The 15971-nt window shown below is 36.7% G+C and carries 13 protein-coding genes and 1 tRNA gene; 7 read left to right on the plus strand and 7 right to left on the minus strand.

Annotated elements, in window-relative coordinates; genetic code table 11:
• Positions 1-7: 7 nt before the first annotated feature.
• The gene (locus LX80_RS04175) at positions 8-1564 is read right to left on the minus strand and encodes an ArnT family glycosyltransferase (RefSeq protein ID WP_111293793.1); all 1557 of its coding nucleotides are present in this window, start codon (positions 1562-1564) and stop codon (positions 8-10) included.
• Positions 1565-1605: 41 nt separating this feature from the next.
• Entirely contained in the window at positions 1606-3126 is a 1521-nt protein-coding gene (gene gltX, locus LX80_RS04180) for a glutamate--tRNA ligase (RefSeq protein ID WP_111293794.1), read from the minus strand.
• Positions 3127-3181: 55 nt separating this feature from the next.
• Here gltX and LX80_RS04185 point away from each other — a divergent pair, with 55 nt between their 5' ends.
• The 7 genes from LX80_RS04185 (at position 3182) to LX80_RS04215 (ending at position 11427) form a co-directional block, all read left to right on the plus strand.
• Positions 3182-3817, plus strand: coding sequence for a polysaccharide deacetylase family protein (locus tag LX80_RS04185; RefSeq protein ID WP_111293795.1), 636 nt, complete (start codon positions 3182-3184; stop codon positions 3815-3817).
• Positions 3818-3970: 153 nt separating this feature from the next.
• Entirely contained in the window at positions 3971-4738 is a 768-nt protein-coding gene (locus LX80_RS04190) for a TatD family hydrolase (protein WP_111293796.1), read from the plus strand.
• A 121-nt stretch (positions 4739-4859) separates the two neighbouring features.
• Positions 4860-4946 (plus strand) — tRNA-Ser (locus tag LX80_RS04195).
• Positions 4947-5146: 200 nt separating this feature from the next.
• Positions 5147-7957: a TonB-dependent receptor gene (locus tag LX80_RS04200; RefSeq protein WP_111293797.1), complete on the plus strand. Its 2811-nt coding sequence runs from the start codon at positions 5147-5149 to the stop codon at positions 7955-7957.
• Positions 7958-7984: 27 nt separating this feature from the next.
• Positions 7985-9394 (plus strand): hypothetical protein, encoded by a 1410-nt coding sequence (locus LX80_RS04205; protein ID WP_111293798.1) that lies wholly within the window; start codon positions 7985-7987, stop codon positions 9392-9394.
• 71 nt (positions 9395-9465) lie between these two features.
• Complete coding sequence (locus tag LX80_RS04210) at positions 9466-10014, plus strand: hypothetical protein (protein ID WP_146250372.1); 549 nt, start codon at positions 9466-9468, stop codon at positions 10012-10014.
• 84 nt (positions 10015-10098) lie between these two features.
• Complete coding sequence (locus LX80_RS04215) at positions 10099-11427, plus strand: hypothetical protein (RefSeq protein WP_111293800.1); 1329 nt, start codon at positions 10099-10101, stop codon at positions 11425-11427.
• Between the two features lie 9 nt (positions 11428-11436).
• On the opposite strand, the gene LX80_RS04220 is transcribed toward LX80_RS04215, so the two are convergent.
• The 5 genes from LX80_RS04220 to LX80_RS04240 all read right to left on the minus strand — a co-directional run bounded on the left by LX80_RS04220 (position 11437) and on the right by LX80_RS04240 (position 15910).
• Positions 11437-11871 carry a DUF983 domain-containing protein gene (locus tag LX80_RS04220; protein ID WP_111293801.1) on the minus strand — a complete coding sequence of 145 codons (435 nt, stop codon included), beginning with the start codon at positions 11869-11871 and terminating at the stop codon, positions 11437-11439.
• A gap of 22 nt (positions 11872-11893) precedes the next feature.
• Positions 11894-12232, minus strand: a complete 339-nt coding sequence (locus tag LX80_RS04225) for a rhodanese-like domain-containing protein (RefSeq protein ID WP_111293802.1) — start codon at positions 12230-12232, stop codon at positions 11894-11896.
• Between the two features lie 35 nt (positions 12233-12267).
• The gene (locus tag LX80_RS04230) at positions 12268-12915 is read right to left on the minus strand and encodes a Crp/Fnr family transcriptional regulator (RefSeq protein ID WP_111293803.1); all 648 of its coding nucleotides are present in this window, start codon (positions 12913-12915) and stop codon (positions 12268-12270) included.
• A 13-nt stretch (positions 12916-12928) separates the two neighbouring features.
• Positions 12929-14215, minus strand: coding sequence for a UDP-N-acetylmuramoyl-tripeptide--D-alanyl-D-alanine ligase (locus LX80_RS04235; RefSeq protein WP_170120371.1), 1287 nt, complete (start codon positions 14213-14215; stop codon positions 12929-12931).
• Positions 14216-14344: 129 nt separating this feature from the next.
• A complete protein-coding gene (locus LX80_RS04240; RefSeq protein ID WP_111293804.1) occupies positions 14345-15910 on the minus strand; it encodes an SUMF1/EgtB/PvdO family nonheme iron enzyme in 1566 nt (521 codons plus the stop codon).
• Positions 15911-15971: the final 61 nt, after the last annotated feature.

The raw sequence follows: 15971 nt of genomic DNA on the forward strand, positions 1-15971 counted from the left end.
AGCATGGTTATTTTGCAGCAGGTGAATTGAATGGGGCTTGCAAACTGTTGATTTTGCTGCTTAGCCAATAGCCAAATCCGGGGTTGGCTTTTTGAAAAAATATAATTTTTGTTCCATTCTCTCGGGCAAATGCATTATTAAGTGAATCAATTACTGAATATTTTTCAAAAAAATGGAAGGCAGTATCATTCGCATCAGGTAAGTGTTTGGCTAATAAAATAATGTTGTTTACAGATGCATTATTTTGTTGAGGCAGCCATAATAAAAAGGATGCCTCATCGCTATACGCTTCCGGTAAATGATACTGTTTCCCATAAAAATTAACTGCGCCGGCCCATCCATAATTTCTGCAAAATATAATGGTATGTTGTTGCTCATCAGCAGGTAAATGGTTATAAAAATTTGCCAGTGCTTGGGTGGTTGATTTCCAGCCAATCATATCGGCAAAATCTTGCGGCAAACTATGTTGTTGCTGATCTTCCCAAGTTAATAAACCGCTTTTCTTTAAATGTGTGGCGGAATAGTAGGCTGCTAATTGTTGTGGCGATGTAACAGGTAGTAACAATGGCCATAACAAAAGACCTATCAAAATAGTAAAAACAAATGCGGGATATAATAACCAACGCGCATGGATTTGTGTAAATTGTTCAATTTGAAAACCGCCAAAAGCAAATAAAATAGGATATAGTCCCAGTGCGTAATAGTCTTTGCCATGCAGTACCAGCAAAAGAACAATAACGGTTAAGTAAGCCCATCCAAACAGTCTAAATGGCTTTCCCATTTTCGAGAAAAGTAACCAATATAAACCCACTAACCAAATGTAGATGCACGATACATTCAACAATAACTGCCCTTTAATAAAATCGGTATAAGCAATATGTACCAACTGTGTTTTTTGTAAAAGTTCCATGTGGTGTAATACTGGGAAATGGTGCCGGTATTGCCAAATGAAATGCGGTAGAAAAATAGCAACGGCAATCAATGCTGCAATGTAAATAGCGATTTGCGTAAATACTTTACGTTGTGGGGTTAATAATAAACCTGTCAATAATCCTACAGCATAAAATGAAACGGAAGCTTTGCTTAGCAAACCAATACCCAATGCAATGCCACTAACGTATATCCATTTGCTGTTTTGTGTTAATACCCATTGAAACCAACAAAAGGCAATAGCTGTATAAAAAAATACTTCTAAAAAGTTAGGCTGGAATAAAAAGAATAAACGCAAATAGGCCCCAAACACAAATGGGAACCAGGTAAAAAGCAGTGCCAATACTTTTCCTCCTAATTTTAGGGTAATGGTACCTGCAAGTAAAAAAGTGCCACAACCAAATAGTGCCGGCCACATTTTAATCCAAAATAACTGAGTACCTAAATGGTTGGTTATCCATCCTAACAGCGAAAGTAATGGCGGGGCCTCCATATAGCCCCAGGCCAAATGGCGTGACTCGGCTAAGTATAAGAATTCATCGCGGTGTGGTTCGTATCTGCCATTTTGTAAAAGAAAAGGCAATACAAACTGCACGCCGGCTAAAAGGAATAATAAAGTATTTAACCGCTTCATTGAATAGCAGTAAGGTAATACATTTTATTGTGCAGATCTAATTATGCTGTCAATAATTGTAACGTGTGTTTAATGCGCTGTATAGTTGCTTCCTTACCAATTAAAGCAGCGATATCAAAAACATGCGGACCAAATTTTCCACCCACCAGCATAATTCTAAACGGCAACATAAGTTCGCCGGGCTTTAATTGATGCGCTGCAGCCATTTCTTTAAAATCGTTTTCTAAACTTTCGGCATTCCAAATCGACATTAATTCAAGGTTGCGCATTAACTCTGCAAAAAACTGTTGTTTAGCTTCATTCCATTTAGCTGCAATGGCATTGGTATCAACGTTAGTAGGATGTTGAAAAAAGAAACCGGCTTGTTCTACAAAATCGGGTAGTAAATGGCAACGTTCTTTAACCAATTCCATTACACGGTATAAATAATCGTTATGGGTAATGGTAATGCCTGCAGCACTAAAATATTTTTTTACTTCAGCTGCATAGTGTTGTACCGGCAATTGCTGTATCCAGCTATGGTTAAACCATTTGGCTTTTTCATAATCAAAACGGGCACCGCCTTTGTGTATGCGTTCAATAGAGAATTTTTCTATTAAAGCATCAATCGAAAATATTTCCTGACCACTGCCATCATTCCAACCTAGCATAGCCAGCATATTCACAAATGCTTCGGGTAAAAAACCACGTTCTTTAAACCCTTTAGTGGTATTACCCGTAGCAGGGTCGGTCCAGTCCATGGCAAATACAGGAAAGCCCAAACGTTCCCCATCGCGTTTGCTTAGTTTGCCGTTGCCATCGGGCTTTAAAATTAAGGGAAGGTGTGCCCATTGCGGCATGTTATTTAACCCAAATAAATATTGCCATAATAAAATATGAATAGGTGCACTGGGTAACCATTCTTCCCCTCTAAAAGCATGAGTAATTTGCATTAAATAATCATCAACCACTACGGCCAAATGATAAGTAGGCATGCCATCTGCTTTTAAAAGCACTTTATCATCACTCAGGCCTGTATTAAACTCTACTTTTCCCCTAATGAGGTCGTTGCAAGTAACGGTTTCATTTTCGGGCATTTTAATGCGTATAACATAGGGTGTGTTATTGGCTAATTTTTCTAATACTTGCTCAGGCGCTAAGGTGAGTGAATTACTGCACTGATAGCGGGTTTGGTGGTTATATTGAAAGTTAGGGAATTGCTTTCTTTTGGCTTCCAGTTCTTCCGGGGTATCAAAAGCGTAGTAGGCATAGCCCTTTTCAATCAATTGCAATGCATATTGTTTGTAAATGGCTTTACGTTCACTTTGGCGGTATGGCGCAAATGGGCCACCGTTAACAGGGCTCTCATCAGGTGTTAATCCACACCATTGTAAACAATCAAAAATATACTGTTCAGCACCTTCAACAAAACGAGTTTGGTCGGTATCCTCAATACGCACAATAAAGGTGCCGCCATGTTGTTTGGCAAATAAATAATTGAATAAAACGGTGCGTACACCACCTAAATGCAATCCGCCTGTAGGCGAAGGGGCAAAGCGCACCCTAACTGGTTTATTTTCCATGCTGCAAATATAATACGGCAAACTGCTTTATTGCAATTACAAATATCTTTGTAGTATGTATTTCGTTAAAACACCGTGGTGGTTAAGGGCATTGTATCCTACATTAACCTGGCGCATACCGGTTAAAGAAAAAACACTTTTTTTAACATTTGATGATGGTCCTGAAAAAACAGCTACGCCATTTGTATTAGATGTGTTGAAGGAATATGAGGCAAAAGCAACCTTTTTTTGTTTGGGAAAAAATGTAGCGCAATTAGGGAATATTTATGAACGAATTTTAAATGAAGGGCATGCAGTTGGTAACCATAGTTTTCAACATGTGAACGGATGGAAAACACCCAATCAGGAATATATTGAAGATATATTTCATGCAAAAAAATACATTGATTCAACTTTGTTTAGGCCGCCTTATGGCCGTATTACCCGTTTTCAGGCAAAGGTATTGCAAACTCCGGCTTCCAATAATATGCAGCAGCCTTTCAAAATAATAATGTGGGATGTATTGAGTGGTGATTTTGATACCTCAATTAGTTCTGTTGAATGCTTGGCACATGTAGTTGGTTTTGCACAGCCCGGCTCTATTGTTGTTTTTCACGATAGTGTAAAAGCATTCAATCATTTGCAATATGTATTGCCTAAAGTGTTAGAACATTTTAAACGTCAAGGCTATGCATTTAAAGCTATTACATAAAAATGGCCAGAGTAAATACTCCGGCCCTGTTTATTCCGTACCCTATGAAAACAAAGTTGAATTTGTTTTATACTTTCTAACAATTTTGTAATTGTAACCTATTAAACGATACTTGGTTTTTTTTATTGTGAATAGGGTAATAAAAAATATTTTATGCAATTCATTGATACGCACACCCATTTGTATGTTGAAGAATTTAATAATGATCGCGATGCAGTAATACAGCGCGCTTTAGCTGCAGGCATTACTAAAATGTATTTGCCTGCCATTGATGCAGACACTTATGATGCAATGCTTCAATTAGAAAAACAATATCCGCAAAATTGTTTTGCTATGATGGGCTTGCATCCCTGTTCCGTGAACGAAAAAGTAAATGATGCTTTACAACTGGTACATCAATATTTACAACAACGAAGCTTTGCAGCAGTAGGTGAAATTGGTTTAGATTTTTATTGGGATAAAACCTTTACCCGGCAACAATATGAAGCTTTTGATACGCAAATGCAATGGGCGTTAGAATATAAATTGCCTATAGTAATTCATACGCGTAATGCCATGCAAGAAACCATTAACAGGGTAAAACCATTTGCACAAAAAGGGTTAACAGGAATTTTTCATTGTTTTAGTGGCAGTTACGAAAGTGCGGTACAAATTATTGACATGAATTTTCAATTAGGAATTGGCGGAGTACTAACTTATAAAAACGCCGGCCTGCCGGCAGTGTTAGAGAAAATTCCTTTGCAACACCTGGTATTGGAAACCGATGCGCCTTATTTAACGCCGGTGCCTTATCGCGGAAAACGCAATGAAACTGCCTATTTGCAATACATTGCCGAACATTTAGCTGTAGTTAAACGCGTAAGTTTAGAGGAGTTGGCGGCTATTACAACAGCTAATGCACAAAAAATATTCCCAATATAGTAGGTAAACCCTATTTTTGCTGCCCAATTTTTTATTTTTGATACCGGCTGCTGTAACGCCGATTTAACACCTGTTGCGTCGCAATCCGTTCATCTGCAACAACAACAGCAGCAAAACAAACAGAGGGGTGTCCGAGTGGTTGAAGGAGCACGCCTGGAAAGTGTGTATACGGGAAACCGTATCGAGGGTTCGAATCCCTTCCCCTCTGCATAATTTTTTACAACTACTGGCGCAAATTTTCTGTATTAACTTTTTATTAATTTTTCTGCTTTTTATCTCTGTAATGCCCGTTATTATTGAGTTTCAATATTTTAATTGCTGCTTAAAAAACTTAATAATTGCTTAATTTAAGTTTCGCTTAAATGGTAAAACACCCTTTTACTTTTGCCGCAAACAAAGCTAAAGTTTGTGAAGAAAGTTATTTTGTTATTAAGCTGTTTTTTAAGTTATACCCTTGTTTATGCACAAATGGTTACAGTGCAAGGAAAAGTAAATGGCAGTAAAAATGAACCTTTGGCAGGTGCTACCATTACCATTAGCGGGGCAAATACAACACAGGTAATAAAATCCAATGTAGATGGTTTTTTTTCATTTAAAGCCATTGTTGGCCAAAAATATACTTTGCAAATAAGCTATGTTGGTTACCAAACAAAAACAATAACCGATGTAACGGCTGAAACTAACGGTGAGCCATTGGCGATACATATGGAAGATGCAGGTAACAATTTAGGCGATGTTACGGTTAAGTCTGCCGCACGAACACAAGCAAAAGTTGAAACCATTAATAGTGCTATTCAGTACCAAAAAAATACTGCCGTTGTTGCACAAGTATTATCTGCTGAAGCCATTAAGCGAACACCCGATAGAAATACCGGTGAGGTATTAAAGCGTATTCCGGGCCTTTCAGTAATTGATGGTCGTTATTTGGTTGTACGAGGATTGGCCGATAGATATAACCAAGCCATGTTGAATGGAATTTTGTTGAGTACAACTGAGCCGGATAGAAAAACATTTGCTTTCGATATTTTCCCTTCTAACATTATTGATAACATTATCATCAATAAAACATTTTTACCGGAATATTCCGGCGAATGGGCTGGGGGGCTTGTACAAATTACAACCAATGATGTGCCCTTAAAAAAATTTATGGAAGTGCAAGTGGGTACTGGAATAAATACGCAAACCATTGGGCATGACTTTTACAATTATAAAGGCGGCAAATTAGATTTCTTAGGTTTTGATGACGGTACCAGAGCTTTGCCCGCCGGTATTCCTACCAAATCAGTGTTTAACGATTTATCGCCTGAAGAAAAAACCAATTGGGGTAAACGTTTTGAGAATATATGGTCGGCCAATGCACAGAATAACAACTTAGCCCTGATTTCAAAAAATTTTAGAATAGCCGGAGGCTTTAATACAACAATGGGGGTACGTAATAAGTTGGGTGGTGTATTTGCATTGAATTATAATTTATCGCCTCGCCGCACTTTCTTTGAAAACAGAATATACTCTTTCTCAAACAGCCAGGCCAGCATTAATTTCGATTATACCAATAACAAATATGCTAATGATGTTTTATGGGGTGCCTTGGGTTCATTAACCCTACAGTTAGGTAACTACAATAAATTGTCGTGGAAAAATATTTTTAATGTAAATACATCAGACTACACTACGGAGCGAACCGGTAAAGATTTTGAAACCAATTCAACCACCGGTGATAATATACGTGCCACAGAATTAGCCTTTAAGGCCAATACTTATTATAATACCAATCTTTCAGGTGAGCATTTTATTCGACCATTTCAAATTAAGTTAGATTGGTTTGCCAGTTTTGCCATTCTTGATCAATATATTCCAGATCAAAGACGTATTCAATACAATCAGGAAGATCCTTTGGTACCCACATCACCTTATGAATTATTAATTAGTGCTTCAAAAACTTCGCAACGCAGCGGTAGCCGTTACTATGGTTTTTTAAATGATTATATATATACAACCGGGGGAAATATTACCAAGTCGTATCGTGTAAAAAATCAATTGCAAACTATTAAAGCAGGATATTTCTTTCAGGTAAAAGATCGCTTATTCGATTCACGTCCCTTTGCTATTTATTTACCCATCGATAATCCGGCATTACGTTTACAGCAGCCTGATGTAGTATTTAGTCCGCAAAACTTTGGCAATGGTACCGATAACAAATTTGCGTTTAATGAAATTTATGACATTCGTTACCGATACCTTGCTAACTCAATTTTAAATGCAGGTTTTGTACAAGTTGATAATCAGTTATTGAATAATAAGCTGCGTGTTATATGGGGTGCAAGGGTTGAAAATTTTGACCAGTTATTAGGCAGTGTACGCAAAGCTGATCCCCGTTACCTGCATACTGAAAAGTTAGACGTATTACCCGGGTTTAATGCTACCTATAAAGTAAATAACAAAGTAAATATCCGATTAGCCGGTTCTCAAACAGTTATTCGCCCTGAATTTAGAGAGTTATCTTCATTTGCGTTTTATGATTTTGATTTAGGTGCCACCATAACCGGAAATCCGAATTTGCCGCGTACTAAAATTTCAAATATTGATTTACGGTATGAATTATATCCACGTGCCGGAGAAATTTTTAATGTAGGTGTATTCTACAAATACTTTCAAAATCCTACCGAGTTATATTTCAATAATACCGGTGCAGGCAGCTCAGGTACCTTCAATTATATTTCGCCCGATAATGCACAAAGTGTAGGTGCAGAGGTAGAATTTAGAAAGCGATTAGATATGTTTTATGCACTTAAAAATTTTACGGTACAGGGAAATCTTTCCTACATCTACAACCGTGTACCCAGTTTAGACAGACCCATGCAGGGACAAAGTCCATACTTGTTAAATATCGGCTTGCAATATGATGTGCCACGTTTAGGATTAAATACTACGCTGCTCTACAATCAAATTGGTCGCCGTATTTATTATGTAGGGGGTAGTGATAATCCACCGGTATGGGAGGCACCAAGGCCGTTGTTAGATTTACAGGTTGCCAAAAAAGTATTGAAAAACAGAGGGGAAATCAAATTAAATATTTCTGATATTATTAATCAGGAAGCCCGTTTTTACCACGATTTAAATGATAATAAAAAATATGATGCCGGTGTTGATGCCCTTGCAATCAGAAGGAAGTATGGTACCAACATTAACGTAGCATTTGCTTATTCAATTATAAAATAAAATTGTTCAATTAAACCAACTTTACGTATGAAGCAATTATTCATGATGCTAACTGCAGCCCTTTTTATTACTAGCGGATGCAGAAAAATTGAGGTAGATGGAACGGTGAGTAATTCAACACCCACACAACCTCAGGGAACTGAAAATACAATTTTAGAAGGAAGAATTAAAGTGAACACAACTTTAAAAGCCAACTACACTTATAAATTACGTGGTTTGGTTTATGTAACGGAAGGAGCAATTTTAACCATTGAGCCCGGTACTAAAATTGTAGGTGAATTAAATAAAGCAGGTGGTTTGGTAATAACTCGCGGTTCAAAAATTATTGCCGATGGTACGCCCGATAAGCCGATTGTATTTACTTCAGAAGCCGCTAATCCTCAAAGGGGCGATTGGTCTGGCTTAGTATTATTAGGCCAAGCACCTACCAATGCATCTTTTAATGGACAAGCCGGTGTTGGTGAAATTGAAGGTGGCATTAACAATGCTGATGGATTGGGTTTATATGGTTTGGGTGCCAGTTCTAATCCTGCCGACAATAGTGGAATTTTAAGATATGTTCGTATAGAATATGCCGGTTATGCATTTTTACCTGATAAGGAAATTAATGGGTTAACATTTGGTGGTGTAGGTAATGGTACGGTAGTTGATTATGTACAAGTTTCGTATGCAAATGATGATTCTTTTGAATGGTTTGGCGGAACCGTTAATTGTAAACACTTGATTTCATTTAGAACTTTAGATGATGATTTTGATACCGACAACGGATACCAGGGTAATGTTCAATTTGGTATTGCTTTGCGTGATAGTGCCGTAGCCGACATTTCAAAAAGTGAAGCTTTTGAAAGTGATAACGACGCCAATGGCAGTACGTTATTGCCACAGACTAATGCCGTATTTAGTAATATGACGGTATTAGGCCCGAAAGCACAAATAAATAATAAGGGGAATAATTTATTTTTATGCGGTGCTCAAATAAGAAGGAATTCTAGCATCAGCATCATGAACTCAATTATTGCCGGATGGCCCCAAGGTTTATTAATTGATGCCAGTAAGGGTACACCAACCGATTTAAATTTTTCAGGTTCCAATCCAAGTTTATTTGTACAAAATACTATGATAGCAGGCTGTACAACCCCTGTTAAATATGCACCTTCTGCCACTGCACCAACCGGTGCAACTGACGCATCAATTCTAGGATGGTACAATACAACTGCTTATAAAAATACCATATTGAATGAAAACAGTGAGTTGGCATTAGGAGATCCTTTTAACTACTCAACCCCCGATTTTAATCCAACAGCTAACTCACCTGCAAAGTCAGGTGCATCTTTTACCCATCCAAAATTGACAAACAGTTTTTTCACATCTGTAGCATATATTGGTGCTTGCGCTCCGGGTGATGCCTGGTGGAAAACATGGACAAAGTTTAATTAATATTTCATTTATCACAACAACGGTCTCATATTATACATATGGGACTGTTGTTTTCTTTTTTATTCATAAATATGGTTCGTTTTTTATTGATGCTATTGAATGTTTTGTTGTTATTGGCCTGTGCACAACAAAAAAAAGAAAACACCTTTAATGAGGTTGTATTAATGCCCGTGTATCAAATGGACAGTATCTATCATTTATTCGGCAACAATAACTGGCGGGTAATACAAGGCAGAGATACCTCTTATGTATATTTTAGCAGGCAAAATGATTTGTTGATTCATGTATATAATTTTAAGATGCAGCAAGGTGACTCTGTTCAATCTGCATTACAAAAAATTGTTTGTACACCCAAAGGCATTTTTTGGGAAAAGTATTTAGATACTTTCCGTTTAATTTCAGCTTCGCATAAAGAACTGATTTGGTTAAATAACCTTGATACCTTAGTGTTTAAAGTAGGTAACAATCATGCACTTCAACAGCGTTATAAATCAATATTGTACACTATGCAGCCAACCATTAATCTCACAGATTTTTTAATTCGTAGTCACTACGATTATTTGCACGGTACACATTATGCTGATGATACTGCGAAATTCAAGCGTTCATCAAAAAAATAGTTAATTACACTTTCGTTTGTAAAAGTATTGCAGGGTAAACTTAGCTTTATTATATTACGGCTTTGAAAAATTAACCCTGGCTATATGCGTTTTATTGGTTTACTTATTTTAAGTATTAACTGTTGCTTTGCCCAACAAAATAGTTTACGTTTTTCTTTAAATGAATCAGGAAGTCAATATTTTCAATTTACATTCTTAAATCAGGTTTGGTTAAGGTATAATCAAAACAATCCGGGTACAACAGTAGAAGGCGATTTGCAAAAAAATACGTTTGATATTGGTTTACGCCGTACAAGAATACAAATGTTTGGTAAAATAACGGATAGGGCTTTTCTGTATTTTCAATTTGGGCAAAACAATTTTAATGCACAATACAATAGCAACAATGGTAATAGAAAAGTAGCTGCTTTTTTTCATGATGCCTTGTGTGAATATAGTCTTACATCAGGTAACGAGTTAAAATTAGGCGCCGGACTTACAATTGCTGCCGGGCTTTCCAGATTCACGCAACCATCTATCAGCAGTATTTTAACCATGGATGTTCCAGTTTTTTTACAAACAACTGTTGATCAAACAGATATCTTTAGTCGTAAGTTAAGCTTTTATGCCCGTGGCCAATTGGGTAAATTTGATTACAGATTTATTCTAAGCGATCCTTTCCCTATTACATCGGCCGGCACAAATTTATTTACCATTAACAGTGATGCAACATTTGCACAAAAGCGCCATAATTTACAGCAGCAGGCATACATTATATATCAATTTTTTGAGCAGGAACCTCATACTACTCCTTATATGGCTGGTACCTATTTGGGCAAAAAGAAAATATGGAATATTGCTATGGGTGGTATTTATCAGGCTAATGCATCCTGGCATTTACAAAATAATGACACCCTTTATCAACCAATGCAGCATTTTGCGATTGAAAGTTTTTTAGACATGTCACTGAATAGTAAAAAAGGTTCAGCCATATCTGCCTATTTAGGTTATATCAATACCAATTATGGAAAAAATTATTTGCGATACAATGGCATCATGAATCCCGCTAATGGCACTGTTTTAAATGCCAATAATAGTTTGTTGAACAATGGGCCTGTTTACGGAAATGCATTGCCGATGTTTGGAACAGGACATATTGTTTATGCACAGTTGGGGTATTTAATTGGTAATAAAAATGAAAAAGTAAAAGGAAAGTTTTTGCCGTATGCATCTGCAACATTAGCTAAGTATGATAAATTAAACGGATTGGCTACCCATACCTTTAATGTTGGCTTGAATTATTTAATGAATGGGCAACAATCAAAAATTACGCTTGATATACAAAATCGTCCCGTTTATGCTATTGAAAATAATGTGATTGTTCAAACAGAACGTTTGAATGCAGTTACTTTACAGTATCAGCTATTCTTATAAATGGGTAACTTAATATAGTTTTTCTTTTGCCGGATGCTTCTCCCATTCCGGATCATATTTTACAAACCAGCTAAGCCAAATAGAACGTGATAAACGCATGATTAAAGGTTGTATTAGTATAATTAAGATAATGGACGTACCCATCCAATAAAAAATGCGCATATCATCAATGGCAAAAGACATGCCTATAAGAACCCACCAAGCAACAAATGTAGTAACGAAGAAAGCTACAGATAATGCATAACTTACATAACCTGTTCCGTAATAAAAACCTTCTTCAACCTCAGTTGGTTGTCCGCAAACAGGGCATTTTTCATGCATTTCAATATTATGCTTTAAGTCGTAGGCATTTTGCGTAACATATATATTTCCTTGTCTGCATCTTGGGCATTTATTGGTTAAAGTTGCAATTAAATAACCCGGATTTTTTCTTGTTTTACGCATATACCTTTAACTTTTAGTTCATTTAATTCAATACAATTTCACTTATTTGTTTCCAACAACCTCCATTATAGGCTTCAATGCCTTCATTTCTAAGCATATTTACTGCAATGCTGCTACTGGCCCCTGTTTCACATACCAATATATATACTCTGTTAATTTGTTTTAATGCAGGAATTGCCAATTTTAATTTTTCAAGAGGTATATTGGTAGTTCCCTTAATATGTTCTTGATGATAGGCATCATTTGGCCTTATGTCAATAATAATTGCACCATTTCTAAAAAAATCTTTTAAATAATGTTGCACCGGTTGCTGCCCTGAAATAAATCGCTTACTCACAAAATCTCTTTCTGCAAAATTCATATAAAGGGTATTAACAAAATGTGACAATTGTTACGCTAATCTATAATTTCTTTATAAAAATTTTCTTTCAATTCAATAGTGTTTCGGGAAAGTGCTAACAGCTTTTTTTGTTCTAATTTTTTTAATAATCTTGAAATTACCTCTCTGGATGAATTTAATTCATCGGCAATTTGTTGGTGTGAAAGGTTAATAAAATTGGTTTTGTGCGCTTTGGCATAGCGTTTTAAATAAAAAATTAAACGCTCATCCATATTTCTAAATGCCACATGGTCAATTAAAATTAATAGTTCTTCAAAACGATTGCGGTAGGTTTCTAATACATAATAATACCAGCTTTTGTATTTGCTCATCCATTGGTCCATAAGTTGAATAGGTACCATCATTATGATGCTTTCTTCAACAGATTTTACCATTACTTTACTGGCTTCCATCTTAGAAGCACAAACCAATGAAATAGCGCAAGCTTCACCGGGTTGCAAATAGTACATTAAGAACTCAGCACCTTCATCATTTTCCCTAAAAATTTTTAAAGTTCCTTCAATAACCAATAAGGCACTTTTAATATATTGACCGGTGCGTATTAATACTTCATCGGCAGGAATTGTTTTTACAATAGCGTTCGCTTCAATTTCTTCTAATAAAGCGGGCTCTAATTGCGGAAACATTTTATATAATGGCTGCATAATTTGAACGAGATTATTTATTGAGTATTTTTTCCATTTGCATGCTTCTGGACCCTTTTATTAATACATATGTATTATTTAAATGTTGATTTTTGAACCAGTCAGCTGCCGCTATTGAATCTTCTAAATATAAGTAGGGATGATTCACGTGCTTAAAATCACCACCTACCAATATAACCGCCTGCCAGTTAAATTGTTGAAGCAGGTTTACAATTTGTTGATGTTCATAAACACTATCTGCACCTAATTCCATCATTCCTCCAATCATTACTATTTTATGTTGGCTTGGAATTTTGGCAAAATTTTCAATTGCTGCTTTCATGCTTGTAGGATTGGCATTATAAGCATCTAAAATAATATGATTGTTGTTATATTCAATTAATTGTGAACGACTATTGTTGGGTTGATAGGCTTCTATGGCTGTTTTTATTTTTTCTTCCGGTACGTTAAAGTATTTTCCTACCGCTACAGCACAAAGTACATTGGGGAGATTGTATTCGCCTACTAAATGTGTATGAATGGTTTTTATTTCATTAGTTCCCTTCGTTATTTGTACCGCTAGCATTTCGTTAGTTCCGGCAATGTTGCCAATAATATCAGCATTTTGGGTTCCATAAGTAATTCGTTCGGTAATATTATTACTCATGTTCCATAAATAATCATAATCAGCATTCATGAATATGGTGCCTTTATTATCTCTTATAAAATCATATAGCTCGCCTTTGCCTTTTCTTACGCCTTCAATTCCGCCAAAGCCTTCCAAATGTGCTTTCCCACAATTGGTAATTATGCCGTGCGTAGGTAAAGTGTAGGTACAATAGCCGGCAATTTCTTTTTGGTGATTGGCCCCCATTTCAATTACGGCAATTTGTGCATCTTTTTTTATGCGCAAAATGGTAAGGGGAATGCCAATGTGATTGTTTAAATTACCCTGAGTGGTATAACAAATGTAGTGACTGCTTAATACTGCGTTAATTAATTCCTTGGTGGTAGTTTTACCATTGCTGCCTGTAATGGCTAAAAATGGAATACTAAATTGTTTGCGATGGTGCAAAGCCAGTTGTTGTAAGGTTTGTAAAACATTTTCAACCATCAATATTTTTTCATTGGGTTGGTTTGGTGCTTCATCAACCACAGCATAAGCTGCACCTTTATTTAATGCATCTTGCGCAAAGGCATTACCGTTAAAGTTTGGTCCTTTTAAAGCAAAAAATATGTCATTGGGCTGTATGTTACGGGTATCAGTTTGAACTTGTTGGTGTTGAAGGTAAAGCTCATATAATTGTGGTATACTAATCATATAGTTTCATTGAAATATATTGCAATTTAGTGCAGGCATCACTTATTTTAAATAAAAACGCCATCATGAATGGCAGATGGCGTTTTCTTTTGCCACAATAAAGTGGCATTGCTGTATTTACCTTTCCTTTTATCTTTTAGCTCTTCTTGCAGGGAAAAAGTTACCTGTTTGTGCTTTTCTTGAAGTTCCTTCAGCCGCACCATAATGCGTCATAGCACAACGGAAACCAATGGTACTGCTGCTTTGGTCTTCTTCAAGGAAACGACGTGTGCCGGGTGAAAGCCAGTAAGGTCTGTCATTCCAGCTGCCACCTTTTACTACACGTGATTTATCGGAAATTAATGTGGTAATGCCATATCCGTAACTAACACCACTTAATGAATCACCATCTAAGTAGTTTTTAGCATATGCTCTTTGGTAATTTCTTCTTTCTCTTAAAGCAGAATCAGATTCCGGAACCATAATAATACGTCCCAAGCTATCGCGTAAATTACCGGTACCGCGGCTCATATCTACTTTTTTGAATACGTTACCTCTGAATGGGTTGAAATCATCTTCATCTAAACTGGTTAATGGGCGATATACGTCGGCTACCCATTCGCTTACGTTACCACTCATGTTATAAATTCCAAAACCATTAGGGGCAAATGAGGTTACCTCAGCAGGAATAGCAGCATTGTCGTTTAAACCTCCGGCAACGCCCATATTATCGCCTGCACCTCTTTTAAAGTTAGCTAAGAAAGCGCCTTGGTAAGCACCGGCTTTGGTTGAACGAAGGTTATCGAAGCCTGCATTTTTCCAGGCGTAAATTTGTTTATTAGCAATATTTTCTTCGCCTCTTGATTTTTTGCCTCTTTTTACTTGCGGGTTTTCAGCAATGTATCCATAGGCTGCATATTCCCATTCTGCTTCGGTAGGCAAACGATAGTCACCATATAAAATACCATCATCAAATTTTACAGTAGTTCTTGGGCGGCCTTGCGCATCTTTTAATGGATTACTTTTTGAAGTAGCCAGTTTTCCGGGTTGTACTTGGTATTCACCCATTAAGTAAGCCTTGGTATTAAAGTTTTCCTGACCACCACCATTCATCTCGGTTTTAATGTTGTTTTTGTTGATGTATCCTTTCTTTATTAACTCCAATTCATTAACGCGGTCGGTACGCCAAACACAAAAGTCGTTGGCTTGCTTCCAGTTTACACCAACTACCGGATAGTAATTGTAGGCAGGGTGGCGGAAGTAGTATTCAACGTAGGGCTCATTATAGGCCAATTCACTTCTCCATACCAAAGTATCGGGCTTGGCAGCTTCAATTACTTCAGGGTATGCAGTAGTATCGCTGAATACATTTTCTACCCAATACAAATATTCCCGATAGTGCACATTGGCAATTTCGGTTTTGTCAATAAAAAATGAGTTAACGGTAACACGGCGGGGAATGTTATTCCAATCACCCATTACATCCTCCTGAGTGGCACCCATTGTAAAAGTACCGCCTTGAACAAATACTAAACCCGGGGCTGTATTAATGTCTTTGGGTTTGGCTACATAAAAATTACCCTGTGTTTTATCATTATAATTCCAACCCGTTACTGACGATTTTTCGGGTTTCTTCTTAAATACATTACAAGAAGTAGCAGCGCCAATCAGCGACAATAACAGCACACAGTTTCTTGCAGTTGTAAGCAATTGCATGTTTCGAAATTTAAAGTTTTTAATCAGTAAAAATAGAGGGTAAATTTTGCGCTTTGCGAAT

The sequence above is a fragment of the Hydrotalea sandarakina genome, from assembly GCF_003254115.1.
In the GTDB taxonomy this organism is placed as follows: Bacteria; Bacteroidota; Bacteroidia; order Chitinophagales; family Chitinophagaceae; genus Hydrotalea; species Hydrotalea sandarakina.